22 protein-coding genes are annotated in these 24,045 nt (G+C 50.4%); 14 read left to right on the top strand and 8 right to left on the bottom strand.

Features of this window, described 5'->3' with window-relative positions; genetic code table 11:
* Positions 1 to 79 precede the first annotated feature (79 nt).
* Positions 80 to 298: a DUF6061 family protein gene (locus tag DXB18_RS15375; protein ID WP_118544186.1), complete on the top strand. Its 219-nt coding sequence runs from the start codon at positions 80 to 82 to the stop codon at positions 296 to 298.
* Between the two features lie 79 nt (positions 299 to 377).
* Here the strand turns inward: DXB18_RS15375 and msrB are convergent, their stop codons facing one another.
* From msrB to DXB18_RS16265, 4 genes are all read right to left on the bottom strand, one after another.
* Positions 378 to 1,493 carry a peptide-methionine (R)-S-oxide reductase MsrB gene (gene msrB, locus DXB18_RS15370; RefSeq protein WP_118544185.1) on the bottom strand — a complete coding sequence of 372 codons (1,116 nt, stop codon included), beginning with the start codon at positions 1,491 to 1,493 and terminating at the stop codon, positions 378 to 380.
* A gap of 96 nt (positions 1,494 to 1,589) precedes the next feature.
* Positions 1,590 to 2,549, bottom strand: a complete 960-nt coding sequence (locus DXB18_RS15365) for a TlpA disulfide reductase family protein (protein ID WP_118708771.1) — start codon at positions 2,547 to 2,549, stop codon at positions 1,590 to 1,592.
* Positions 2,546 to 3,421 (bottom strand): 4Fe-4S binding protein, encoded by an 876-nt coding sequence (locus tag DXB18_RS15360; protein WP_182430606.1) that lies wholly within the window; start codon positions 3,419 to 3,421, stop codon positions 2,546 to 2,548. Before DXB18_RS15360 ends, DXB18_RS15365 begins: the two co-directional genes overlap by 4 nt.
* Positions 3,422 to 3,446: 25 nt before the next feature.
* The gene (locus tag DXB18_RS16265; protein ID WP_182430605.1) at positions 3,447 to 3,593 is read right to left on the bottom strand and encodes a CD1871A family CXXC motif-containing protein; all 147 of its coding nucleotides are present in this window, start codon (positions 3,591 to 3,593) and stop codon (positions 3,447 to 3,449) included.
* A 147-nt stretch (positions 3,594 to 3,740) separates the two neighbouring features.
* On the opposite strand from DXB18_RS16265, the gene DXB18_RS15355 reads away from it, so the two are divergent.
* From DXB18_RS15355 to greA, 5 genes are all read left to right on the top strand, one after another.
* Positions 3,741 to 4,418: a response regulator transcription factor gene (locus DXB18_RS15355; RefSeq protein WP_118544182.1), complete on the top strand. Its 678-nt coding sequence runs from the start codon at positions 3,741 to 3,743 to the stop codon at positions 4,416 to 4,418.
* Positions 4,415 to 5,566 (top strand): HAMP domain-containing sensor histidine kinase, encoded by a 1,152-nt coding sequence (locus DXB18_RS15350; protein WP_118708769.1) that lies wholly within the window; start codon positions 4,415 to 4,417, stop codon positions 5,564 to 5,566. The genes DXB18_RS15355 and DXB18_RS15350 overlap by 4 nt, the downstream gene beginning before the upstream one ends.
* Before the next feature lie 851 nt (positions 5,567 to 6,417).
* Positions 6,418 to 7,749, top strand: a complete 1,332-nt coding sequence (locus DXB18_RS15345) for a sodium-dependent transporter (protein WP_118708767.1) — start codon at positions 6,418 to 6,420, stop codon at positions 7,747 to 7,749.
* 146 nt (positions 7,750 to 7,895) lie between these two features.
* The gene (gene pepT / locus DXB18_RS15340; protein WP_118708765.1) at positions 7,896 to 9,122 is read left to right on the top strand and encodes a peptidase T; all 1,227 of its coding nucleotides are present in this window, start codon (positions 7,896 to 7,898) and stop codon (positions 9,120 to 9,122) included.
* Between the two features lie 22 nt (positions 9,123 to 9,144).
* On the top strand, positions 9,145 to 9,645 hold the full coding sequence (greA, locus tag DXB18_RS15335) for a transcription elongation factor GreA (protein WP_118544178.1): 501 nt from the start codon (positions 9,145 to 9,147) through the stop codon (positions 9,643 to 9,645).
* Positions 9,646 to 9,809: 164 nt separating this feature from the next.
* Here greA and DXB18_RS15330 read toward each other — a convergent pair whose 3' ends face one another.
* Together DXB18_RS15330 and fabG are read right to left on the bottom strand one after the other, a co-directional pair.
* The gene (locus tag DXB18_RS15330; RefSeq protein WP_207665800.1) at positions 9,810 to 10,427 is read right to left on the bottom strand and encodes a LysR family transcriptional regulator; all 618 of its coding nucleotides are present in this window, start codon (positions 10,425 to 10,427) and stop codon (positions 9,810 to 9,812) included.
* 76 nt (positions 10,428 to 10,503) lie between these two features.
* On the bottom strand, positions 10,504 to 11,235 hold the full coding sequence (gene fabG / locus DXB18_RS15325) for a 3-oxoacyl-ACP reductase FabG (protein WP_118708763.1): 732 nt from the start codon (positions 11,233 to 11,235) through the stop codon (positions 10,504 to 10,506).
* A 329-nt stretch (positions 11,236 to 11,564) separates the two neighbouring features.
* On the opposite strand from fabG, the gene DXB18_RS15320 reads away from it, so the two are divergent.
* Positions 11,565 to 12,914, top strand: coding sequence for an NlpC/P60 family protein (locus DXB18_RS15320; protein WP_118708761.1), 1,350 nt, complete (start codon positions 11,565 to 11,567; stop codon positions 12,912 to 12,914).
* An 11-nt stretch (positions 12,915 to 12,925) separates the two neighbouring features.
* Positions 12,926 to 14,002: an acyltransferase family protein gene (locus tag DXB18_RS15315; protein WP_118708759.1), complete on the top strand. Its 1,077-nt coding sequence runs from the start codon at positions 12,926 to 12,928 to the stop codon at positions 14,000 to 14,002.
* 176 nt (positions 14,003 to 14,178) lie between these two features.
* On the opposite strand, the gene raiA is transcribed toward DXB18_RS15315, so the two are convergent.
* Positions 14,179 to 14,706: a ribosome-associated translation inhibitor RaiA gene (gene raiA, locus DXB18_RS15310; RefSeq protein WP_118544174.1), complete on the bottom strand. Its 528-nt coding sequence runs from the start codon at positions 14,704 to 14,706 to the stop codon at positions 14,179 to 14,181.
* A 209-nt stretch (positions 14,707 to 14,915) separates the two neighbouring features.
* Between raiA and DXB18_RS16385 the strand changes: the two genes are divergently transcribed.
* The 5 genes from DXB18_RS16385 (at position 14,916) to DXB18_RS15285 (ending at position 21,152) form a co-directional block, all read left to right on the top strand.
* The gene (locus tag DXB18_RS16385) at positions 14,916 to 15,218 is read left to right on the top strand and encodes a hypothetical protein (RefSeq protein WP_118708757.1); all 303 of its coding nucleotides are present in this window, start codon (positions 14,916 to 14,918) and stop codon (positions 15,216 to 15,218) included.
* A 124-nt stretch (positions 15,219 to 15,342) separates the two neighbouring features.
* Positions 15,343 to 17,919 (top strand): preprotein translocase subunit SecA, encoded by a 2,577-nt coding sequence (gene secA / locus DXB18_RS15300; RefSeq protein WP_118708755.1) that lies wholly within the window; start codon positions 15,343 to 15,345, stop codon positions 17,917 to 17,919.
* A 96-nt stretch (positions 17,920 to 18,015) separates the two neighbouring features.
* Positions 18,016 to 19,153 (top strand): peptide chain release factor 2 gene (gene prfB, locus DXB18_RS15295; protein ID WP_118544171.1). Its coding sequence is split into 2 segments (ribosomal slippage): positions 18,016 to 18,090 and positions 18,092 to 19,153, totalling 1,137 coding nucleotides; the frame shifts between segments, so codons are not numbered across the junction.
* Between the two features lie 202 nt (positions 19,154 to 19,355).
* Positions 19,356 to 19,802, top strand: coding sequence for an ACT domain-containing protein (locus DXB18_RS15290; RefSeq protein ID WP_118544170.1), 447 nt, complete (start codon positions 19,356 to 19,358; stop codon positions 19,800 to 19,802).
* Between the two features lie 123 nt (positions 19,803 to 19,925).
* Positions 19,926 to 21,152 (top strand): homoserine dehydrogenase, encoded by a 1,227-nt coding sequence (locus tag DXB18_RS15285; protein WP_118708753.1) that lies wholly within the window; start codon positions 19,926 to 19,928, stop codon positions 21,150 to 21,152.
* Positions 21,153 to 21,236: 84 nt separating this feature from the next.
* Here the strand turns inward: DXB18_RS15285 and DXB18_RS16260 are convergent, their stop codons facing one another.
* Complete coding sequence (locus DXB18_RS16260) at positions 21,237 to 21,587, bottom strand: hypothetical protein (protein ID WP_182430604.1); 351 nt, start codon at positions 21,585 to 21,587, stop codon at positions 21,237 to 21,239.
* 295 nt (positions 21,588 to 21,882) lie between these two features.
* On the opposite strand from DXB18_RS16260, the gene DXB18_RS15275 reads away from it, so the two are divergent.
* The gene (locus DXB18_RS15275; RefSeq protein WP_118708751.1) at positions 21,883 to 24,024 is read left to right on the top strand and encodes a Tex family protein; all 2,142 of its coding nucleotides are present in this window, start codon (positions 21,883 to 21,885) and stop codon (positions 24,022 to 24,024) included.
* Positions 24,025 to 24,045 lie beyond the last annotated feature (21 nt).

The following is a 24,045-nucleotide window of genomic DNA, read 5'->3' as shown; positions in this document are numbered from 1 at the left end:
TTCAGACGCTTTCATCTCGGCAATTGAATAACCGAGGATTCCCGCTTGTTATCCTAAAAAACATCGTGGAGATATGACTATGAGTAAACTTATTTTCTGTCAATTCAACATCGACACAGCCAGCGTAGAACTGGTTTTTGACGATGGAAGCCGGATTTCCATTGACTTCACCGCCGTTGAAAACGAAGTTGCCGATAACCGCTTCCAGTGGTCAGAGCTGGATTATCTGATCTACAACGACCCGCTTGCTTATGCCGATCTGATTCTGAACAGCAAGCTGAACGTCCTGTTTGAATAAACCGACATGAGCATAAACGACAGCGGCCCGGTTCATAATGATTGGACCGCTGCTTATTATATCATTGTATTATGCGAACTCATTCCTCGAACAGATACAGAAGATATCCGTAACCCTCTGCTTTCATCTTTGCGTAAGGCACAAAGCGCAGGGCCGCACTGTTGATGCAGTAGCGCACGCCATTGGGGGACTCCGGATCGCCGGTGAACACATGACCAAGGTGAGAATCTCCGGCACGGCTTCTGACCTCTGTACGGCGCATGCCGTGGCTCAGGTCCTCCAGTTCCACCACGGCAGGCTCTTCAATGGGCTTTGTGAAAGCCGGCCAGCCGCAGCCGCTCTCGTACTTATCCGTGGAGGAAAAGAGCGGCTCGCCGGTGACGACATCCACATAGATGCCCTTTTCAAACTTATCCCAGAACTCGCCTGTGAAAGCGCGCTCCGTGCCGCTCTCCTGCGTAACACGGTACTGCTCCGCCGTCAGCTTGTCCCGGATGGATTCCGCCGCGGGCTTCTGATAGTCGCCCGGATCGATGCGCAGCCGGGAAAACAGCTCCATCTCCGCGCGCGGGATGTGGCAGTAGCCGTTCGGGTTCTTTTCGAGGTAGTTCTGGTGGTACTCCTCGGCAGGATAATAGTTCTTGAGTGGACCTATCTCCACGAAGAACTTTTCACTGCGTCCCCGCTCGATCTCCGCGATGCGCTCCACCGTTTCCTTCGCGCTTTCGTTGGTGTAATAGACACCGGTCTGATACTGGCTGCCCCGGTCGTTGCCCTGTCGGTTCTCCACCGTGGGATCGATCACATAGAAGTAGGCCAGCAGCAGGGCGTCGAGACTCACCTGCCCGGGGTCATACTCCACCCGCACGGCCTCCCGGAAGCCGGTGTTCCCTTGGCAGACGGTCTTGTAATCGGCGTCCGCCTCGCAGGTGCCGTTGGCATAGCCGCTCTCGGCATCGATGACGCCGGGGATGGACTGCATCAGCTGTTCCATGCCCCAGAAGCAGCCGCCCGCCAGATAGATGACATTGTCTGTGGTATCCATATAGGTGACCTCCTCGTCGGACCGGTCAAAAGCCGCTCCGTCCATGTTTGTTTCCTGTCCGCTCTTTTCCTTCGGCACAGTCTGCTTCCCGGCGGCGCAGCCGCCCAGCAGCACTGCGGCGAAAAGCAGGGCCAATACACTTCGATACATCGCGTTTCCTCCTTTCAGGGGAATCAGAGCTCACTCCGCCCCTTGCCCGCCGAGGGCAATGCAATGGCGCGCAGCAGGCACTTTTTAAATCTCAGGTCAGCCCATATCGGCGGCGAGCGCCTTGTCGATCTGGGCTTGCAGCGCCTCAGCCTGCGTCTTGCCGGTAACAGCGCCTACGATGGGCTCACCCACGATATTGCCGCTGCGGTCGACCACATAGGTGGTGGGATAGGCGAAGACATTCTCCACAAACTTACCGGCATCGCCGCCGGAGCCGAAATAGATGTTTTGATAGGTCGCGCCCTTCTTGGCAAGCACCTCCTTCGCCTCGGCGATGGCCTTCTCGTCGCCGTCGAGCGTAAAGGAGTTGATGCCGATGAGCGCGCCGCCCTTGTTCGCCAGTTCCTTGTTCAGCGCGTCCAGCTCGCCAAGCTCACCCACGCAGGGATTGCAGGTGGTGAACCAGAAATTCACTACGGTGACGGCGTTGGCGGAGAACAGCTCGTCGCTCTTCACCGTGTTGCCGTCCAGATCTTTCCCTTCAAAGGCGGGGAACTTCTGCATACTGCCGTCGTCGGGAGAGTTGCTCGTGTCGCTGCCTGCGGGCATGTTCATATCGCCGTCCATGGATTTCTGCATGATCTCGGGATACTTCTCTTCCAACTCGGTCAGCCTGTTTTCAATATTGCTGATCTCCGTGGCTGACTCCTTCAGCCACTCATACTCCTTGTTGGTGAACTGCTCTTTAGCGGCCTCGACGGTATCCAGCAGGAAGTCGCCGTAGTTTTTCCCGTCCTCGATCATGGCCATGCCCTTCTCAGCCTCCATAAAGACATTTTCCCACAGCTCGGTATTTTCCGACAGGATCGCGTTCTCCTGCTCTAGCAGCTCCTTGTGCAGGGCGAGCGCCTCCTCGGCGTTTTTCGGCTCGCCAGTCATGGCGGAGCCGTTGCCGCTCATGTCGCCCATCTTGTCATTGTTCTTCGTACCGCAGGCCGCCAAGGCCAGCACCATCAGCACGGCAAAAGCCAGTGCAAAAATTCTCTTCCTGTTCATTTTGATTCCTCCATCGTTGTTTTCTTTGTTGTTTCTTTCCCGTTGCCGAAGCCGTAGCGGAAGCACACGGCGTTCGTTGGACAGGCGCGGATGCACATTCCGCAGCGGATGCACTCGGTATGGTTGGGCGTTTTCGTCACATCCACATCCATCTTGCAGGCTCTGGCACATTTCCCACAGGAGACGCACTTACTCTTGTCCACCTTCATCTGGAAGAGGGACACCCGGTTGAACAGCGCATAGAACGCGCCAAGCGGGCAAAGCCACTTGCAGAACGGTCGGTAGAACAGCACGCTCAGCGCGATCACCGACAGCAGGATGCTGAATTTCCATGTAAACAGCTTGCCCAGCGCCGCCCGGATGCCGGAATTGGCAAGGGACAGCGGGATGGCTCCCTCCAGTACGCCTTGGGGGCAGAGGTATTTGCAGAAGAACGGGTCTCCCATGCCAACATCGTTCACAAGGAACACTGGTAGCAGGAAAACCATCACCAGCAGGACAGCGTATTTCAGGTATGTCAGCGGCTTCAGCCTTTTTGTGGAAAGCTTCTTCGTGGGGATTTTGTGCAGCAGCTCCTGAAACCAGCCGAAGGGGCATAGAAAGCCGCAGATAAAGCGTCCCAGCAGGACTCCCAGCAAAATGAGAAAGCCTGTGATATAGTAGGAGAAGCTGAACTTGGAAGACCCCACCACTGCCTGAAACGCCCCAATGGGGCAGGCCCCGGACGCCGCCGGACAGGAGTAGCAGTTCAGTCCCGGCACGCAGACGGTCTTCCCCGCCCCCTGATACAGTCCGCCCTTGAGAAAGTTCGGCAGATGCAGGTTGGTCAGCAGCGTCGCCCCCGCCTGAATCCAGCCCCGGAAGCGGGACATGGTCTGTGAAACGCCTGAAAACTTTTTACCCAATGCCCACACACTCCAGACATAATTTGATTGCTTTGCTCAGCACTGTCGCCGCCTCGCCCCGCCAGACACCGAAGCACAGCATGGCGGCTCCGGCCATCAGCAGCACGACCTGCGCTGCGGCCTTTTTCTTGCAGCTCATTTTTCATCACCCTTTCCGATTTTCTGCCCCCATCATAGCGCGGGAGAGTTAAAGTCTCTGTTAAGAACGAAAACTTAACGCAAACCTTATCTGTTTTTGCTATAATGAAAGCAACACAAAAATGAAGAAATAAAAAGGAGGACTCTCATGCACCTTTTAGTAATTGAAGATGAACGCGCCCTGTGCGAGACTATCGTTCGCAGCCTGCGGCGGCTGGCCTACAGCGTGGACTACTGCTATGACGGCGAAAAGGCGCTGGCGCTTCTGGGCGTGGAACGATACGATCTGGTGCTTCTTGATCTGAATCTGCCGAAAAAGGACGGCATGACGGTGCTGCGCACCCTGCGGCAGACCGACCGGGAGACGCGGGTGCTGATCCTCTCCGCCCGCAGCGAAGTGGAGGACAAGGTGCAGGGGCTGGATGCCGGGGCGAACGACTATCTGGCGAAGCCCTTCCACTTGGCGGAGCTGGAGGCCCGCATCCGCAGCCTGACATTGCGGCAGTTCACCCAGCAGGATGTGCTGCTAAGCTGCGGAGACCTGACCTTTGACACCCGCTCCCGTACCGCCACCGTCAACGGGCAGACGCTGACGCTCACCCGGAAGGAAACGGGAATCCTGGAATACCTGATGGTGCATCAAGGAAGGCCAGTAAGTCAGGAGGAGCTGATGGATCACGTTTGGGACAATAGCGTGGACAGCTTCAGCAATTCCATTCGCGTCCACATCTCCGCCCTGCGCAAAAAGCTCCGCGCCGTGCTGGGCTATGACCCCATCCGCAACCGCATCGGCGAGGGCTATCTGATGGGAGGCGAGGAGGAATGAAGCGGTTTTCCCTGCAGTGGCGCATCACGCTGATGTCCGTTCTGCTCATCGGTATCACCTGCGTGGCCATGAATTTGCTGCTGTGCTCCTCCGGTGTGTACTATATGGACACCATTGCGGACAGTTTACAAGGCGGCGGCACGGTGATCCTGAATGATGGCGGAGCGGCGAGCTTTGACCCGCAGCTCATAGCGCCCAACGAGGAGTTGATCATCGTCGTCGATGGGGTGCAGGGGCGCTTCCGCACCACCAACTGGTACATCACGGCGGCGGTAACGCTGCTCAGCGGCATCCTCGCCTATTTCGTCAGCGGACGCGCTCTCAAGCCCCTGCGCAGCTTTACCTCGCAGGTGGAGCAGGTGCAGCTGAACAATCTTGCCGATATGAGGATCGATGAAGACGCTATTTCGGAGTTCCGGCAGCTGAGCCGCTCGTTCAACCAGATGCTGGAGCGGCTGAACAACGCCTTTTCCGCCCAGCGGCAGTTCACCGGCAACGCCGCCCACGAGCTGCGCACGCCACTGGCACTAATGCAGGCGCAGTTGGAGCTGTTTTCCGCGGAGCATCCTGACGTGCGACCGGAGACGGCGGAGTTCCTTACGCTTTTGCGTGAGCAGACGGAACGGCTGATACAGATGACCAGGACACTGCTGGAGATGAGCAATCTGCGGCAGGTGGCGCGGAACGAGCGGATCCAGCTCGCTCCCATGATCGAGGAGATCTTCACAGATCTTGCGCCGCTCTCAGATAAGCGCGGCGTCACGCTGACGGCGGAGGGCGACGGCATTATGACCGGCAGCGATGCACTGATCTACCGGCTGATCTTCAACCTGACGGAGAATGCTGTCAAGTACAACCGGCCGGGCGGCTCGGTACGGGTTTCTGTCACTCAGGAGTTGGAAAAGCTCTTGCTCCGCGTCTCCGACACCGGCTGCGGCATTCCGGAGGTGTATCAGCGCAGCATCTTCCAGCCCTTCTTCCGGGTGGACAAGTCTCGCAGCCGGGAATACGGTGGCGCAGGACTGGGGCTCTCACTGGTATGGGAGATCGCCGATCTCCACGGCGGCTCCGTTTGGGTGGAGAAAAGTTCGGAGAAGGGCACTACCATTGTGGTGGGGTTGCCAACGCAACAATCAACGAAGCCCTAAAACCCTTTTATTCGTTTTTTGCCGCTTCGCTTGCCGCCCTGCGGCGTTCCTCTCTGTATGGGGCGGTCAGTCGGAAAGAGAAGCGTCCCTTTTCAATCTCAAATTCCTTTTATTACGCTGAATTACATCCTCATAGCTGTGGACTTTCCGACGTAGCTACGTATTTTCACGCTCCAATTCTGCCGCACGGAGCTTGCCAAAAATGATCTTCTTAGTATTATTTCGGAGCTGTCTACGATTGCGAAGAAAATCTAAAAAGCATTAGGCGCAATATAACTGCTGACGGCGTAGAATCTTGGTGGCTAACTTGGTGAGTGTCACCCTCTAAGTTATCATGGGTTGCGTCATAGGATTTATCATTGGCTGTAGTATTCCATATTTCGGTAAATAGCACGCTAAGTAAGATTGTAGCAAACGTCGGAAAGATTACAACACCGCTCGCAATGATGGTTACAGGTTCAACGTTGGCTGATATATCTTTTCGAGAAATATTCGTCTTGCCGCAAAAGCTATTTTTACTTCCACGGTGTTATCTGCACTAACAATACCAGTTGTGTTAGTTTTCATACAGTTTATGCAGTAATTTGTTTCTTGCATAATAAAAATACCTAAAGAGTAATTTACACTTGCAAAAACCAAGCAATTAGATAAAGAATTCCCAGAGAATGAAAAATTCTATAGATATTTGCGAAAAAGTTAAGTATAATAAAAGAAACGATGTAGAAAAGTTCGAGAAACTTTGGTTTTCCGGACTTTTTTATTGTTGTATTTTCTTCTTGGGGTTTTCATACAGATTGAAGGCGTGGGAAGCAATCAAAATAAAAGTAATGTGTTGGAAAGGAATTTATTTCATGGCAAAAGAAAGGGATGGCTTTAAAAGCCGCACCGGTTTTGTGCTTGCTTGCATCGGTTCGGCAGTTGGTATGGGGAATATCTGGCGTTTCCCATATATTGTTTCTGATTGGGGTGGAATGACATTTCTGCTTCCGTATCTGTTGTTTGTTGTGCTGATCGCCTCCACAGGCGTGATCGAGGAGATGGCACTGGGACGTGCCGCAAAGAGCGGACCGATCAAGGCGTTTGGCATGTGTACGGAATTACGGACCGGAAAGAAACGGATCGGAGAGCTGATCGGTGTGATCCCGGTACTGGGGTCCATGGCGCTTGCTATCGGCTATACGGTAGTAGTGGGATGGATCTTTAAGTACGCGTTCCTTGCATTGACGGGAAACCTTTATGCCCTGGGACAGGATATGGGAGCGATCGGTGGATTGTTTGACGGTACGGCGACGGGATTTGGCAATAATAACTGGCTGGTCATCACAGTGATTGTCACTGCAGTGATCATGGCATTTGGAATTGCGGGCGGAATTGAGAAGGCAAACAAGATCATGATGCCGCTGTTATTTATTCTATTTCTGGGACTTGGTGTTTATATCTTTACACTTCCAGGCTCAGAAAAAGGCTATCATTATATTTTTACCATCAATCCGGAGGGACTGAAGGATATACGCCTCTGGATCTATGCATTTGGACAGGCATTTTTCTCACTGTCCATTGCAGGAAACGGAACCGTGATCTATGGTTCTTACTTAAGCGATTCTGAGGATATTGCTGCATCTGCAAAAAATGTAGCATTTTTTGATACACTTGCTGCACTTTTGGCTGCTTTTGTGATTATTCCGGGCATGGCAGCAGGCGGCGCAGAACTTTCTTCCGGAGGTCCGGGACTGATGTTTATTTATCTGCTGAACGTGTTCAATGGAATGCCGGGTGGAAAAATCTGCGGAATGATCTTTTATGTCTGCGTGCTGTTTGCCGGAATGAGTTCTCTGGTAAACCTCTATGAGGCACCGGTGGAGACCCTGCAGGAGCGCTGCGGGCTCAAACGACCGGCTGCAGTAGCCGTGATCGCGGCAGCAGGCTGCAGTGTTGCACTGTTTATTCAGGGAATTGTCTCCGGGTGGATGGATGTGGTGTCGATCTACATCTGCCCGCTTGGGGCGATGCTTGCCGGAATTATGTTCTTCTGGGTTGCCGGAACGGACTTTGCCCTGGAGGCTGTAAACCGCGGTGCCAAAAAGGAAATTGGCAAAACATTTGTCCTGCTCGGCAAGTATGTGCTGGTTCCGGCGGCTTTTGTGGCTCTGGTTGCCGGTGCGCTGCTCGGGGGAATTGGCTGAGATACCGGCGAACAGGAACTTTCTCAGTGGAAGATTATGAAAAAGGCTGTCCTTGTGATTCTTTTGCAGGGGCAGTCTTTTTGTGCTATAATCAGATTCAGCGGGATTAAAAAATAAAGGATTTATCAGAAAAAGGAGTATTCATTATGTCACAGGTAACCGAACGTTTTTTGAATTATGTATCCTTCGATACCCAGTCAAAAGAGGACACTGGCAAGATGCCAAGTACAGAGAAACAGTGGGAGCTAGCCAAATGTCTCAAACAGGAACTGGAAGAAATGGGTGCCGAGCGTGTGCGTCTCAGTGAGTATGGTTATATTTACGCGGAAATTCCGGCAAATGTTCCTGCCGGACAGGCTGAAAAGATTCCGTCCCTCGGTTTTATTGCCCATATGGATACCGCACCGGCTCTGACCGGAGCCAATGTAAAACCACAGTTCGTAAAAAATTACGATGGAAAAGACATCTGCCTGAACCAGGAAAAACAGATTTTTATGCGCCTTTCGGAATTTCCATTTTTGGCACGTTATCAGGGACAGGATCTGATCACGACCGATGGAACGACACTTCTGGGAGCAGACGATAAGGCGGGTGTGGCAGAGATCATGACGGCAGCAGATTACCTGCTTTCTCATAAGGAAATTCCACATGGAAAGATCTGCATTGCATTTACCCCGGACGAGGAGATTGGCTGCGGCGCAGACAAATTTGATGTTTCCGGCTTTGGAGCGCAGTTTGCCTATACAGTAGACGGCGGTGAGCTCGGTGAGGTGGAATATGAAAACTTCAATGCGGCTTCTGCGGTAGTGACGATTCATGGATGCAGCATGCATACCGGAGATGCCAAAAAGGGTATGGTGAATTCCATGCTGATTGGAATGGAATACCAGCAGATGCTGCCGACTTTCGAAAATCCGATGTATACCGAAGGCTATGAGGGATTTTTCCATCTGGATCATTTCCAGGGTGATGTGGAGACTTCTGTGATGAAGTACCTGATCCGCGACCATGATATGGAAAAATTTGAAAAGAAAAAAGAGCAGATGCGTCAGATCGCAGTGTTCCTGAACCAGAAATATGGAGCCGGTACCGTGGACATTGAAATTAAGGATTCCTATTTCAATATGAAAGAAAAGATTAAGCCACATATGCATCTGATCGACCGGGTGCGCCAGCTGATGAAAGAACTGGATGTAGAGCCGGTGACCCTTCCAATCCGCGGAGGTACCGATGGCGCGCGTCTTTCTTACAAGGGACTCCCATGTCCGAATCTGTGCACAGGCGGAGCAAATTATCATGGAAAATATGAGTTTATTTCCATTCAGGCTATGGAGAAAATGGTAGAATTGCTTGTAAAGCTGATGACTGCATAAAACGCGAAAAGAGAGAGTGAGTATGAGAGAAAAACTGACGAAATCCGATGTGGAAAAGATTCAGGCAGAGATTGAAGAACGGAAGCTTGTCATCCGTCCGAAATGCCTGGAGGCAGTAAAAGAAGCCAGGGCGCATGGGGATCTAAGTGAAAACTTTGAGTATCATGCAGCCAAAAAAGACAAAAATCAGAACGAGAGCCGGATCCGTTATCTGGAGAATATGCTGAAGAATGCCATTGTGATCTCGGATGCTTCCAAGGCCGATGAAGTCGGACTGAACAAGGCCGTCACGCTTTATATGGAAGACGATGACGAGGAGGAGACCTATAAGCTGGTGACCAGCATTCGTGGAAATTCCATGCACAACATGGTCAGCATTGAGTCTCCGCTCGGAAAGGCAATCCTGCGTCATAAAGTAGGCGACCGGGTAGAGATCACAACGGACAATGGTTTCAGCTATTTTGCAGTGATCCGTAAGATTGAAGATCTGGGCGACGAAGAGGATACGATCCGGAAGTTCTGATGGAGCTTCCTTATCGGTTTGAGGGTTCCTGCTTCTGGTAAAACTGCAGCACAAATTCCATAAACGCATGGATATAAGGTTTTAAGACAAAACTTTTGTGATAGACCAGATACAGGCTGCGGCTGTCTGTGACCACGGGAAGATCAAAAACGAAAAGCTTTTGATCAGAACCGGGGCTGCAGGCGGCCGCTTCCTTCTTCACGCAAAATGACCGGTTCTGATTTCAAAATGATATCGAGCGGAATCGGTTTCGTCTGAAATTGCGCAAAATAAGATGTTTTTGGAGTAATCAGCACCATCTGATCGTGGTAAAATGGTTTAAAACAAAATCGTTCATCTTCGCAGGTCATGCCGACCAGCCCCAGATTAAAACGACCTTCCAGAATCTTTTCCAGGATCCCCTGGCTGTCACTCTGATAAATGTTAAAATATGTCTCCGGATGCAGTTTTTTGTAGGCGGGCAAAAGCTCTGGCAGCAGATAGGTGGATGGAATGGTGGAAGCGCCGAGATGGATCGTATTTTTGGTCTCATTGTTCCAACTTTCCAGCAGATTGTTTTTGAGACTCAGAATGCTGATGGCACATTCATAAAATTCCTGCCCGCGCGGTGTCAATTCGATGCTTTTGGTTGTGCGCACCAGAAGACAGGATTGAAACTCTTCTTCCAGCATACGGATATGGGTACTGATGGTAGGCTGGGAGATAAAGAGCTTTTCCGAAGCTTTCGTGAAGCTGCCGTAATCGACAACAGCCACGAAGGATTGCAGTTGTTTGAACTCCATGGTGTTCTCCTTTATCGAATGGGAATCTGTCTGCCCGCGGCCGGAAAAGGACAGCGGGCATGGCAAAACAGGAAGATCAGATCCAGCCTCCATCCAGTTTTATGATCTGACCGGTTAAGTAAGAGCCTTTGTAGCCGAGATGATAAACGAAATCAGCGACTTCCTCCGCACGTCCGAGACGACCGGATGGGATTTCCTCAACCAGCCCGATCAGCTCATCTTCCTCCATCCACTGATTCATTTCCGTGTCAATGGCACCGCAGGCAACGGCGTTGACCTGGATATTGCTTGGAGCAAGTTCTTTGGCCAGTGCCTGGGTGAAGGCATTGATGCCGCCCTTTGTGGCAGAGTATGCGACTTCACAGGAAGCGCCTACGCAGCCCCATACGGAGGAAATGTTGATGATCTTTCCGTGACCGGCGGCAAGCATCAGCGGAATGGCCAGCTTGCTGCAGTTAAATACGGAGGTCAGGTTGGTACGCAGGATGCGGTCCCACTCCTCAGAAGTCATATCCTGCAAAAGACCAATATAATCGATACCGGCATTGTTGACTAAGACATCCAGACTGCCAAACTGTTTGCGGATCATGGAAAACAGCTGCTCACAGACCGCCATATCGCCCATATCCCCTAAAAATGCAGCGCAGGTTACCTGATAACGCTCAATTTCTTTTTTGGTCTGCATCAATTCCTGCTCCCGGTGGGCGCAGTTGATGATCACGTTATAGCCTTTTTTTGCAAATTTTACGGCAATGGCTTTTCCGATTCCGCGGGAAGCGCCGGTTACGAGAACAACTTTCTTTGCCATACGATCACTCCTTTTGTCATATCATGGTTTCTTGTTTTCTAAACATATTCTATCATAAAACTCCTTACATTTGTTGCTATTTACGCTTTGCGCGAACAGCAAGCTACATTTTACAAATAAATTACAATTTTGCGAACACTCTGTAACTTTCAGAAGGGATATGTTATACTGAATGGCAGATTACGGAAACGTGTTGCGTGCAACTAAAAATCCCGTGTGATACAGTTCTGACAGCAGATTTTGCCGATTTGGAGTGCGAAGCATCGGCAAAATCCCATTGCCGGGCAAGTGCATGTGAATAGAAACAGAAATAAGAAAGGCGAAGACGCATGAAAAAATGGAAGAAAGTACTGGCAGTATCCTGCCTTTGCGCAGCGGCAGCATGTCCGTTTTCTGCTTATGCAGATGCGGCAAAGTCTCCTCATGAGGCAATGTTAGTGGCTGCACCGGCAGACTATGAAAATATTGCGGTATCCCAGGTTACCGATTATGTGAATATCCGGGAACAGGCTACGACGAACAGCAAGATCGTCGGCAAGATCTATAATAACTGTGCCGCAACCATTCTGGAAACAGTAGAAGGAGAGGGCGGAAGCTGGTACCGGATCCAGTCCGGAACGGTAAATGGCTTCATCAAATCGGAGTATTTTATTACCGGTCAGGAGGCAGAGACACTGGCTCAGTCAATCGGCCGGGAGTTTGTGACCGTCAGCGTAGATAACCTGCGTTTGCGCGAGGAGCCAAATCTGACGAGTAATGTCCTGACCATGATCTCCAGCGGTTCCCGTTATGTTGTCCAGGGCGATGAAGGTGATTTTTATAAGGTTGAGGTCGATGCAGACCTGATTGGTTATATCGCAAAGTCATACTGCAAGGTTGAGGTCGAGTTTGACCAGGCGGTGTCCCTGGAAGAGGAGCGGGCGAAGCTGGAAGAGGAAGCGCAGAGAAAGCGCGATGCCCAAACGGCACTTGCAAATCTGGAGCAGGTGATCAAAGTCGAAGAAAATAAAGATGTGATCATTTCTGCAAATCCGGAACAGAGCGATGATTCAGCCATGACCAACGCGCCGACTGCAAACACATCGAAAGATCAGAGTCAGACACAGAGTCCGTCTGCAGGGCAGAGCGGTTCTTCCCAGAGCAGTGCAGGCAATCAGACGGTAACTTCAGCTCCATCTCAGAAGAGTCCGTCCCAGACTGGCTCTGCGCAGAACAGTTCTGCCCCGAATGGTTCCAGCCAGACCAGTTCCTCCGGACCGTCCACGACGACCCAGTCCTCTCCGGTGGCAGGACCGGGCAGCTCGGCAGCCGTAGTATCCGCGACCAGAACCGCAATCGTGGCATATGCGAAGCAGTTCTTAGGAAACCCGTATGTATATGGTGGAACCAGCCTGACCAATGGTGCAGACTGTTCCGGATTTACCCAGGAGGTATTTGCGCACTTTGGCATTACAACAGGACGAAGTTCCAGAGACCAGGCAGCAAAAGGAAAAGAAATTTCCCTGTCTGCGATCCAGCCGGGTGACCTTTTATTCTACGCCAGCGGAAGTTACATCAACCATGTGGCAATCTACATAGGCAATGGACAGATCATCCATTCCAGCAATCCGACAACGGGTATCACCATTACGAAGTACAATTACCGAACTCCATGTAAGGCTGTTACCTTCCTGGATTAAAAGGTGCATGTATGAAAGAAAAAAAACAATACTGTGGCCTGGATCTGCTGAAATTTGTTATGGCACTCCTGGTGGCGGCGCGTCATATGATCCAGGTCTTTTATCCTGCAGAAAGCCGCTGGCGTCTGGTGATCGGCAGCTGGCTTTCGAACCTGGCAGTGCCCATCTTTTTTATCATTGCAGGCTTTCTGCTATTCCGGAAAATTCCGGATCCCAGAAGATGCAAAGATGCGGATGCCGGATATTCATACGGTGGTGGAAATAAAACGGGTGGATGGTCGGTTGTCTGGCGTTACGTCTGGCGCATTGTAAAGCTGTATCTGATCTGGTGTGCCATCTACTGGCCCATCGATATTTATAACTGGTACCATGGCACGGCAACGATCGCAGAGACAGTGAAAGCCTACATCCATTCCTTTTTTGTCTCCAGCACCATTGCCCAGCTCTGGTATCTGCCGGCGCTTGCGCTGGCCTGCCTGATCGTGTGGACCGGTTACCGTGTGGGCTTAAAGATCTGGATGCTTCTGATTCTGACCGGATCGCTGTTTGTGTTCGGCTGCATCTGTGACAACTGGTATTTTACCCAGCAGGCACCCATGAAGATCCAGGAGTTTGTCTGGTGGTATGCGCCGAAGTTTGTGACCATGCGAAATGGTCTGTTTTACGGAAGCTTTTATCTGGCTCTGGGACTCTGGTTTTCCCGGAAAACATGGCGGATGCCGCTTCTTCTGGCGCTTGCCGGAAGCCTGGTGTCTCTGGCACTGATGTACAAAGAGGTTTCCACCTGCTTTAATACGAACATGGTATTTAGTGCAGCCCCGGCCGCTTTCTTTTTGACGGAGCTTTTTATGAGAGCAGAGGGTGGATATTCCAGGTTCTTTGTGACTCTGCGAAAAATGAGCGAATGGGTCTATTTTTCCCATTTCTATTTCTTTTACTTTTTCTCCTGGACCGTGAAGTGGAATCCGCTTCCGCTCACTGAGAAAAATATTGCACTATGTGTCTTGGTACCGATGATCCTGTTCGCCTGGATCGTTTCGGTGCTTTCCGGACGGGAGCGGTTTTCCTGGCTTGGAAAATTGATCTGACAGTCTTGTTTATACATTGCAAAAACAATCGTTGACGATTGGCAGCAGAACTGCAGCCTGCATCCGCCGTCTGGCTTTATGAAAAATTACATTACAGGCAATAAAAAAGGAAACGCACTCAGTTTTGGGTGCGTTTCCTTTTTTGCTGCCTTGTATGAAAGGATGATTGCTGGCTTTTAGAATTCCGGCTCGATCAGTCCGTAGGTCTGACCTTTTCTCTTGTAAACAACATTGACTTCCTCGGTCTCTGCGTTTAAGAATACATAGAAGTTATGGCCTAACAGTTCCATCTGGACACAAGCCTCTTCCGGATCCATCGGTTTCATGGCGAAACGTTTGGTTTTCACGATCTGGATCTCGTCATCCGGCTCGCTCTCTTCGCTGATGAACAGATCTGAGAATGCCTGTGCGGACTGTTTTTTGTCGATCAGTTTGTTTTTGTATTTGCGAAGCTGGCGTTCAATGATTTCCTCTACCAAATCAATGGACACGTACATATCGTTGCTGGATTCTTCCGCACGGATGATATTTCCCTTCACCGGGATGGTAACTTCGATTTTCTGTTTGTCTTTCTGTACACTGAGCGTTACGATGATTTCGGTATCCGGAAGGAAGTAACGTTCCAGTTTTCCAATCTTTTCCTCAATGGCGGCGCGAAGCCCCGGAGTCACATCAATATTTCTGCCTGTAATGGTATAACGCATAAGTCATCAGCTCCTTCTTTTGAGATGTCCTAAGTATAACATATAAAACCGAAAAATTCAACTAAAAACGGGAAATTGTTGAGACAATTATTGCGAATGAAATATAAAAACGAATACTTTATCCACAAAATATAAATTGCATTCCTACCTTTGGAAATGTAGAAAAGTCAAGAGGTTTTCCTTTATTTTTTGGCTTAAACAGTGGATTTATGAGATATGAACAAAGAAAAACCTATTTTTTTCCGTCAGAAAAGAACAGAAAAATGTGGGAAAACTTTGTGGATAATGTGGATAACTTGGTGCATAACTCATTTTTGGCTGAAAATCAAGGAAATGAGATGTGGATGCATTTTTCGTGGATATTGTGGATAAAGTGGATAAGTTGTGAATCGAACATGTTTTTTGTGCAACCTGACAAGTTTACCATAATTTTACAGGACCCGGATTCGCCGCAGCAGGTCAATCCAGGTGATTTTATGAGGATTCCGAAAGAAAAAGTAAGCAGAAGGTAAATTTTTTGTGAACAAGAAGGGGAAAACTTGAATAAATCAGGGGAAGGTGGTACAATATCAAAGATTGACTATAATAATAGGAACGAGACAGACGAAACAAAGAAAGTTTAGGAGAAAGAATTATATGAATCTCATAGAAAAAGTATTTGGTACCCACAGTGAGCGGGAACTGAAGATGATCTATCCGATCGTGGACAAGATTGAGGCACTGCGCCCGACCATGCAGGCAAAGACCGATGAGGAACTGCGCGACAATACCCGTATCTTCAAGGAGCGCCTGGCAAACGGTGAGACCCTGGACGATATTCTTCCGGAGGCATTCGCTACGGTACGTGAGGCTGCAAAGCGTGTGCTGAACATGGAGCATTATCCGGTGCAGCTCATTGGTGGTATCGTGCTGCATCAGGGTCGTATCGCTGAGATGAGAACCGGTGAAGGTAAGACTCTGGTTTCCACCTCTCCGGCATACTTAAATGCACTGGCAGGAAAGGGCGTTCACATCGTAACCGTCAATGACTACCTGGCAAAGCGAGATGCAGAGTGGATGGGACAGGTTCACCGTTTCCTGGGCCTGACTGTCGGCGTGGTATTAAACCCGATGACCTCTGAGGAACGTAAGGCTGCATACAACTGCGACATCACCTACGTTACCAACAACGAGCTGGGATTTGATTACCTGCGTGACAACATGGCCATCTACAAGGATCAGATGGTACTCAGAAATCTGGACTATGCCATCATCGATGAGGTGGACTCTGTCCTGATCGATGAAGCAAGAACCCCGCTGATCATTTCCGGTCAGAGCGGCAAGTCCACCAAGCTCTACGAGGTCTGCGACGTGCTTGCTCACCAGCTGGTACGCGGTGAGGCATCCGGCGAGTTCACCAAGATGAACGCGATCATGGGTGAGGACATCGAGGAGACTGGTGATTTCGTAGTAAATGAAAAAGATAAAGTTGTAAACTTAACCGAAGAGGGTGTCAAGAAGGTAGAGCAGTTCTTCCATATTGAGAACCTGGCAGATCCGGAAAACCTGGAGATCCAGCACAATATTATTCTTGCCCTGCGCGCGAATTACTTGATGTTCCGCGATAAGGATTACGTGGTAAAAGACGACGAGGTACTCATTGTCGATGAGTTTACCGGACGTATCATGCCGGGCCGCCGTTATTCCGATGGTCTGCACCAGGCAATCGAGGCGAAGGAGCATGTCAATGTACGCCGCGAGAGCAAGACTCTGGCAACCATCACTTTCCAGAACTTCTTCAATAAGTTCCGCAAGAAAGCAGGTATGACCGGTACTGCGCTGACCGAGGAGAAGGAGTTCCGTAATACGTACGGCATGGATGCGATCGCAATCCCGACCAACCGTCCAGTTGCGCGTATCGACCATGAGGATGCTGTATACAAGACGAAAAAAGAAAAATTTGAGGCAGTTGTCAACGATGTAGTGGCTTCCCACGAGAAGGGACAGCCGGTGCTGGTTGGTACCATCACCATCGAGACTTCCGAACTTCTCAGCAAGATGCTGACCAAGCGCGGCATCCAGCATAAAGTCCTGAACGCGAAGTTCCATGAACTCGAGGCTGAGATCGTGGCAGATGCAGGTATTCACGGTGCCGTTACCATCGCGACCAACATGGCTGGTCGTGGTACCGATATCAAGCTGGATGATGAGGCAAAGGCAGCAGGCGGCTTAAAGGTCATTGGTACCGAGCGTCATGAATCCCGCCGTATCGACAACCAGCTGCGTGGCCGTTCCGGACGTCAGGGTGACCCGGGTGAGTCCCGCTTCTATATTTCCCTTGAGGACGATCTGATGCGTCTGTTCGGTTCTGAGCGTCTTATGGCTATGTTTGAGGCTCTGGGCGTTCCGGAGGGTGAGCAGATCGAGCACAAGATGCTTTCCAGCGCGATCGAGAAAGCACAGATGAAGATCGAGAACAACAACTACGGTATCCGTGAGAATCTCTTAAAATATGATGAGGTTAACAACGAGCAGCGTGAGATCATCTACGCAGAGCGCCGCAAGGTTCTGGATGGCGACAACATGCGTGACCTGATCTTAAAGATGATCACCGACATTGTCGAGAATTCCGTAGACCTGTCCATCTCCGATGACCAGGCATCCTCTGACTGGGATTTGAATGAATTAAACAGCCTTCTGCTTCCGATCATTCCGCTTGAGACCATCACCGCAGAGAATCATCCGGTGACCAAGAAGAATGAATTAAAGCACATGCTGAAAGAAGAGGCGATCAAGCTTTACGAGGCGAAAGAGGCTGAGTTCCAGGAGGCAGAGCAGATCCGTGAGCTGGAGCGCGTAGTCCTTCTGAAAGTCATTGACAATAAGTGGATGAGCCACATCGACGATATGGACCAGCTGCGTCAGGGTATCGGTCTGCAGGCTTACGGCCAGAGAGATCCGGTTGTTGAGTACAAGATGAGTGCTTACGAGATGTTTGAGGCAATGACTGCAGCCATCACCGAGGAGACCGTCCGCATCCTGTTCCACATCCGTGTTGAGCAGAAAATCGAGCGTGAGCCGGCAGCAAAGGTAACCGGAACCAACCGTGACGATTCTGCACCGCGTGCACCGAAGGTACGTCAGGTACAGAAAATCTACCCGAACGATCCGTGCCCGTGCGGAAGCGGCAAGAAGTTCAAACAGTGTCATGGCCGTGATCTGATGCCGAGATAGCAGAAAATGAGATAAAAACCGTTATGACCGGCGGATGTTCCTTTTTGGAATGCGCCGGTCATTGCAAAAAATATAAATATGAAAGAAGGTGACACAATGGTAGAATTAGATCAGTTCAAGTACACATTATCGACCTTTGAAAAACCATTAGTGGAAGTGAGGGATTCACTTTGACCTGGATAACAAGGTCAGACGAATCGATGAATTAGATAAATCCATGGAGGAGCCGGGGTTCTGGGACGACGCGGACCGCGCCACCAAGCTGGTGCAGGAGGCGAAGAACTTAAAGGATACCGTAGAGCTCTACCGTGGTCTGGAACAGCAGTATGAAGACATCCAGGTGATGATCGAGATGGGCTACGAGGAGGAGGACCCTTCCCTGATCCCGGAGATCCAGGAAATGTTGGATGAGTTCCAGCGCAATCTGGAAAAACTCCGTATGGAGACATTGCTGTCAGGGGAATACGACAAATACAATGCCATTCTGCGCCTGAATGCAGGTGCAGGCGGAACGGAGTCCTGTGACTGGTGCAGTATGCTGTACCGGATGTACTGCCGCTGGGCAGACAAGATGGGGTATAAAACCGAGGTCCTGGATTATCTGGACGGCGATGAAGCGGGCATTAAGTCTGTGACCATCCAGATCAATGGCGAGAATGCGTTTGGATACCTGAAATCCGAACGCGGTGTACACCGTCTGGTGCGCATTTCTCCGTTCAATGCAGCAGGAAAGCGCCAGACTTCTTTCGTATCCTGTGATGTCATGCCGGATATTGAAGAGGACCTGGATGTTGAGATCAATCCGGACGATCTGCGGATCGATACCTACCGTTCCAGTGGTGCCGGTGGACAGCACATCAACAAGACTTCTTCTGCTATCCGTATCACCCATATTCCGACCGGAATCGTGGTACAGTGCCAGAATGAGCGTTCCCAGTTCCAGAATAAAGACAAAGCCATGCAGATGTTAAAGGCGAAGCTGTATATGCTCAAGCAGCAGGAAAATGCAGAGAAGCTTTCTGATATCCGCGGTGATGTCAAAGAAATCGGCTGGGGCAACCAGATCCGTTCCTATGTTCTTCAGCCATACACCATGGTCAAGGATCTGCGTACCGGGGAAGAAACCGGAAACGTGGCAAATGTCCTGGATGGCGGGCTGGACCCGTTTATCAGTGCCTACCTGCGCTGGCTGAGCCTGGGATGCCCGGACCGTAAGGCATCTGCGGACGACTAAGCGTTAAGGCTCACAGGCAGGGATTTTCCGTTCAGAAAATCCAGTTGCAGGGCACGCATGCGTGAACAGGAACAATTAAAACGGGAAAGCAGAGTGTATGCGAGAAAATGCTTGCACTCTGCCTTTTTTTGTGCTAATATCTTCCACATGAGCACAAATGTTCATAGTGGACGAACATGGAGAGTGCGCAGGAGGAGTTGTTATGCCAGAAGAGAAAAGCAAATATTTTGTGGTAAAACAGAAGGCGGTACCGGAGGTGCTGCTGAAGGTGGTGGAGGCCAAGAAGCTTCTGGAGTCCGAGCGTGTGTTAACCGTGCAGGAGGCAACAGAGCGGGTAGGCATCAGCCGCAGTTCTTTTTACAAATACAAAGAAGACATTTTTCCGTTTTATGATAACACCAAAGGCAAGACGGTAACCTTTGTGGTGCAGATGGACGATGAACAGGGACTGCTTTCGGACCTGCTTCATATCGTAGCAGTTTACAAAGCGAATATCCTGACGATTCATCAGAGTATTCCGGTCAATGGTGTAGCGACATTAACCTTGTCGGTGGAGGTAAAAGACAATACCGGCAATGTTTCCAAGATGGTGGAAGAGATCGAGGATCAGGACGGCATTCACTATGTGAAGATTCTTGCGAGAGAATAAAAGCGGCTGTTTGCGCAGCGTGTGAACAGGAATCACAAAAGCGATAGCTGGACAGAAAGCAGAGGATGACAGCAATGCGAAACTGTCTTAAAATATAAGTAAAAGAAAAGTGAGGACGGAGCAATGGTACAGGTAGCAATCATGGGATATGGCACAATCGGTTCCGGCGTGACAGAGATTTTAGATCAAAATGCGGATCAGATCAAAAAAGGCTGCGGACAGGATGTAGCACTGAAATATGTCCTGGATTTAAGAGATTTCCCGGGAAGTCCGGTAGAAGATAAGATCGTGCATGATTTTCAGGTGATCGAGCAGGATCCGGAAGTCAGTGTGGTAGTAGAGACCATGGGGGGCTTAAATCCGGCATACCCGTTTGTTAAGGCAAGTCTTTTAGCAGGCAAACATGTCGTAACTTCCAATAAGGCACTGGTGGCAGCATACGGAACCGAGCTTCTTGCCATTGCAAAAGAAAAGAATGTAAATTTCTTCTTTGAGGCAAGTGTCGGCGGCGGCATCCCGATCATCCGTCCGCTGTACCGCTGCTTAAAGGGTGAGAAGATCGTAGAGATCACCGGTATCTTAAACGGTACTACCAACTATATCCTGACCAAGATGGGCAAAGAGGGTGCATCCTTTGAGACAGTCTTAAAAGAGGCTCAGGCGCTTGGTTATGCAGAGCGTAACCCGGAAGCAGATGTAGAAGGATACGATACCTGCCGTAAGATCGCGATCCTCACGGCGATGGCAACAGGAAAAGAAGTAAACTACGAGGACATCAGCACAGAAGGGATTACCAAAATCACCGATGTGGACTTCAAGTATGCAGACAAGCTTGGAACCTCTGTGAAGCTGTTTGGAACCAGCCGCATGGACGGAGAAGAGGTTCATGCCTGGGTAGCACCGGTTATGATCGGAAAAGACCATCCGCTGTATGCTGTGAATGATGTATTCAACGGAATCATGGTAAAAGGAAATATGCTTGGAACCGCGATGTTCTATGGTAGTGGTGCAGGCAAACTGCCGACTGCCAGTGCAGTCATCGCAGACATTATGGAAGCAGTCGAGAACGCAGACCATCATGTAGTGCTTGGCTGGAGCAGCGAGCGCCTCGCGATTGCAGACCAGAAAACCTCTGTACATCGTTATTTTGTACGCGTAGAGGGAACTGGAGCAGAACTCGAGAAAGCTGCCGCTGCTGCATTTGGAAATGCAGAAGTCGTAAAGTTGGACAGCTTAAGCGACGAGTTTGCACTCCTGACCGGTGAGATGAGTGAAGCAGCATATGCAGACTGTGCTGCAGCGCTGGAAAAGACCGCGAAGATCTGCCAGAGAATCCGGGCAGAGTTTTAAAAAATAATAATTTGGGCGTAAAAGAATGGACCGTGGAAGTTGCCAAAGGCAGCTTCCACGGTCCTCATACGTTAAAAATATGGTTTACTGTGCCGCAGGTGCTACACTGTTTAGAATTTCCTGCGCCTGGTGGTAGACCTGGCGGATGAGTTCAGAGTTGGCTGGGTCTTGAGCGACATTGTAGACCAGCATATACTGGAAAAAGATAAAAAAACTCAGGAAAATGCAGAAGATCCCGATGACGAATCCTGCAATTCCGGCTCCGGTAAAACGGCGGTCTCTCCGGGAGAGCCATGCAGTCAAGGCAGCAGAAGCACCAAAGATGATCTGCAGTGGTGGGTAAAACCAGCTTAAGATCCCGGAAATACCCAGCAGAAGGCTGACCAAGGCGAGTCTATTAGGGGCGGGGCGCTTGGCTCCGGTATTCTGTTCCATGTAAAATTCCTCCGTAAGTATAGATAAAAATACAGCTATTCCCCATCATAACACGAAAAGAACAAAGCCTCAAGGTGGAATTGTGTTATGATGCTGCGGTATGATGCTGCGGAGTAGTTACTGTTTACAGGCAGGGATTTTCTGAACTGGAAATCCAGTATGATGCAGTTCTGGCAGAACAACTTGCGAACCATCCGCTTATCGATTATAATGAGGGGTACAGTTTGCAGCGGTTTTCAGGCAAAGCCTGTGTGAACAGCTGCTACAGTTTGAAAACAAAGGAGCTTTACATTAGATGGATATTTTGAAAACATTGCAGGAGGAACTGCAGATCGGATATAAGCAGGTGGAGGCAGCCGTCCAGCTGATCGATGAGGGAAATACCATTCCCTTCATTGCCCGCTACCGGAAAGAGGCAACCGGATCGTTAAACGACGAGGTGCTTCGTAATCTGGATGAACGTCTGCGTTACCTGCGCAATCTGGAAGAAAAGAAGAACCAGGTTCTTTCTTCCATCCGCGATCAGGAAAAGCTGACACCGGAGCTGGAAAAACAGATCCAGGATGCGATGACCATGGTAGCGCTCGAGGATCTGTACCGTCCGTACCGCCCGAAACGCCGTACCCGTGCCATGATCGCGAAAGAACGTGGACTGGAGCCGCTTGCAGACCTGATCTTGCTTCAGCAGGTGAAGGAGCCGGTGGAGAAGCTTGCTGAAAACTATGTGTCCGAAGAAAATGAAGTGCCGACGGCTGCCGATGCGCTGGCGGGCGCAAAGGATATCATTGCGGAGCGCATCTCCGACCAGGCGGATTACCGTACCTACATTCGTCAGGCTACCATGGAGCAGGGTATGATTCGTTCCCAGGCCAAGGATGAAAAAGCGGAATCGGTATACGAGATGTATTATCAGTACGAGGAGCCGGTGAAAAAGTGTGCGGGACACCGTGTCCTGGCTTTAAACCGCGGCGAGAAAGAAAAAGTCCTGACGGTTAAGGTCGATGCACCGGAGGAAACCATTCTGCGTTATCTGGAAAAACAGGTGATCACACAGGACAACCCGTATACAACCCCGGTATTAAAGGAAGTGGCAGAGGACAGCTACCGCCGTCTGATCGCACCGGCCATTGAGCGTGAGATCCGCAGTTTCCTGACGGAGAATGCAGAGGCAGGCGCGATCAAGGTCTTTGGAAAGAACTTAAAGCAGCTTCTGATGCAGCCGCCGGTAGCAGGCCGTGTGGTACTGGGCTGGGACCCGGCATTCCGTACCGGCTGTAAGCTCGCTGTTGTGGATGCGACCGGAAAGGTACTGGACACAACTGTGATCTATCCGACTGCACCGCAGAATAAGGTTGAGGAATCCAAGAAGGTGGTAAAGGATCTCATCAAAAAATATAACATTTCCCTGATTTCGGTGGGAAACGGAACTGCATCCCGTGAGTCTGAGATGATCATTGTAGACCTGATCAAAGAGATTCCGCAGCAGGTGCAGTATGTGATCGTCAATGAGGCAGGCGCATCCGTATATTCGGCAAGCAAGCTTGCTACGGAGGAGTTCCCGAACTTCGATGTGGGACAGCGAAGCGCGGCATCCATCGCAAGAAGACTGCAGGACCCGCTGGCAGAGCTGGTTAAGATCGATCCAAAATCCATCGGTGTTGGTCAGTACCAGCACGATATGAACCAGAAAAACTTAAGTGAAACGCTGCAGGGCGTTGTGGAAGACTGTGTAAACCGGGTTGGTGTGGATTTAAATACCGCATCTGCATCTCTTCTGGAGTACATTTCCGGTGTGACCAAAACCATCGCAAAGAACATTGTAGCTTATCGCGAAGAAAACGGCGTATTCACAAACCGGAAGCAGCTGTTAAAGGTTGCAAAGCTGGGACCGAAGGCATTTGAACAGTGCGCCGGTTTCATGCGCATCAACGGCGGCACAAATCCTCTGGACATGACCTCCGTACATCCGGAAAGCTACGAGGCGGTTGAGGCGTTGCTCCAGAAGCTGGGCTATCAGGCAGAAGATATTGTATCTGGCGGTCTGAAAGAGCTTGGCAGAAAGGTGCGTGGCTGCAAGGGGCTGGCAGAGGAGCTGGGTCTGGGTGAGATCACCTTAAAGGATATTGTAAAAGAACTGGAAAAACCGGCGAGAGACCCGCGCGAGGAGATGCCAAAGCCGATCCTGCGCACGGATGTATTGGAAATGAAGGACCTGAAGCCGGGTATGGTATTAAAGGGAACCGTGCGCAATGTCATTGACTTTGGTGCCTTTGTGGATATCGGCGTTCATCAGGATGGTCTGGTGCACATTTCCCAGATGACGGAGCGCTATATCAAGCATCCGCTGGAGGCAGTCAGTGTTGGTGATATTGTCGAGGTGAAGGTCTTAAGCGTGGACTTGAATAAGAAGCGTATTGCATTGACCATGAAGCTGTAAAACAGAATGATTCCGAATATT

This window comes from Clostridium sp. OM02-18AC, assembly GCF_003481825.1.
Classification (GTDB): Bacteria; Bacillota; Clostridia; order Lachnospirales; family Lachnospiraceae; genus Brotaphodocola.
This window is presented reverse-complemented; position numbering and strand designations above follow the sequence as displayed.

Bases quoted from the DNA above. Each gene is read 5' to 3' on its own strand.
- DXB18_RS15355 (WP_118544182.1), top strand. From the start codon at position 3,741: ATGCACCTTTTAGTAATTGAAGATGAACGCGCCCTGTGCGAGACTATC.
- secA (WP_118708755.1), top strand. From the start codon at position 15,343: ATGAATCTCATAGAAAAAGTATTTGGTACCCACAGTGAGCGGGAACTG.
- DXB18_RS16265 (WP_182430605.1), bottom strand. From the start codon at position 3,593: ATGAGCTGCAAGAAAAAGGCCGCAGCGCAGGTCGTGCTGCTGATGGCC.
- DXB18_RS15290 (WP_118544170.1), top strand. From the start codon at position 19,356: ATGCCAGAAGAGAAAAGCAAATATTTTGTGGTAAAACAGAAGGCGGTA.
- DXB18_RS15285 (WP_118708753.1), top strand. From the start codon at position 19,926: ATGGTACAGGTAGCAATCATGGGATATGGCACAATCGGTTCCGGCGTG.
- greA (WP_118544178.1), top strand. From the start codon at position 9,145: ATGAGAGAAAAACTGACGAAATCCGATGTGGAAAAGATTCAGGCAGAG.
- fabG (WP_118708763.1), bottom strand. From the start codon at position 11,235: ATGGCAAAGAAAGTTGTTCTCGTAACCGGCGCTTCCCGCGGAATCGGA.
- DXB18_RS15375 (WP_118544186.1), top strand. From the start codon at position 80: ATGAGTAAACTTATTTTCTGTCAATTCAACATCGACACAGCCAGCGTA.
- DXB18_RS16385 (WP_118708757.1), top strand. From the start codon at position 14,916: ATGAGATATGAACAAAGAAAAACCTATTTTTTTCCGTCAGAAAAGAAC.
- DXB18_RS15360 (WP_182430606.1), bottom strand. From the start codon at position 3,421: ATGTCCCGCTTCCGGGGCTGGATTCAGGCGGGGGCGACGCTGCTGACC.
- DXB18_RS15345 (WP_118708767.1), top strand. From the start codon at position 6,418: ATGGCAAAAGAAAGGGATGGCTTTAAAAGCCGCACCGGTTTTGTGCTT.
- DXB18_RS15330 (WP_207665800.1), bottom strand. From the start codon at position 10,427: ATGGAGTTCAAACAACTGCAATCCTTCGTGGCTGTTGTCGATTACGGC.
- DXB18_RS15315 (WP_118708759.1), top strand. From the start codon at position 12,926: ATGAAAGAAAAAAAACAATACTGTGGCCTGGATCTGCTGAAATTTGTT.
- DXB18_RS15350 (WP_118708769.1), top strand. From the start codon at position 4,415: ATGAAGCGGTTTTCCCTGCAGTGGCGCATCACGCTGATGTCCGTTCTG.
- DXB18_RS15275 (WP_118708751.1), top strand. From the start codon at position 21,883: ATGGATATTTTGAAAACATTGCAGGAGGAACTGCAGATCGGATATAAG.
- DXB18_RS15365 (WP_118708771.1), bottom strand. From the start codon at position 2,549: ATGAACAGGAAGAGAATTTTTGCACTGGCTTTTGCCGTGCTGATGGTG.
- DXB18_RS15320 (WP_118708761.1), top strand. From the start codon at position 11,565: ATGAAAAAATGGAAGAAAGTACTGGCAGTATCCTGCCTTTGCGCAGCG.
- msrB (WP_118544185.1), bottom strand. From the start codon at position 1,493: ATGTATCGAAGTGTATTGGCCCTGCTTTTCGCCGCAGTGCTGCTGGGC.
- DXB18_RS16260 (WP_182430604.1), bottom strand. From the start codon at position 21,587: ATGGAACAGAATACCGGAGCCAAGCGCCCCGCCCCTAATAGACTCGCC.
- pepT (WP_118708765.1), top strand. From the start codon at position 7,896: ATGTCACAGGTAACCGAACGTTTTTTGAATTATGTATCCTTCGATACC.
- raiA (WP_118544174.1), bottom strand. From the start codon at position 14,706: ATGCGTTATACCATTACAGGCAGAAATATTGATGTGACTCCGGGGCTT.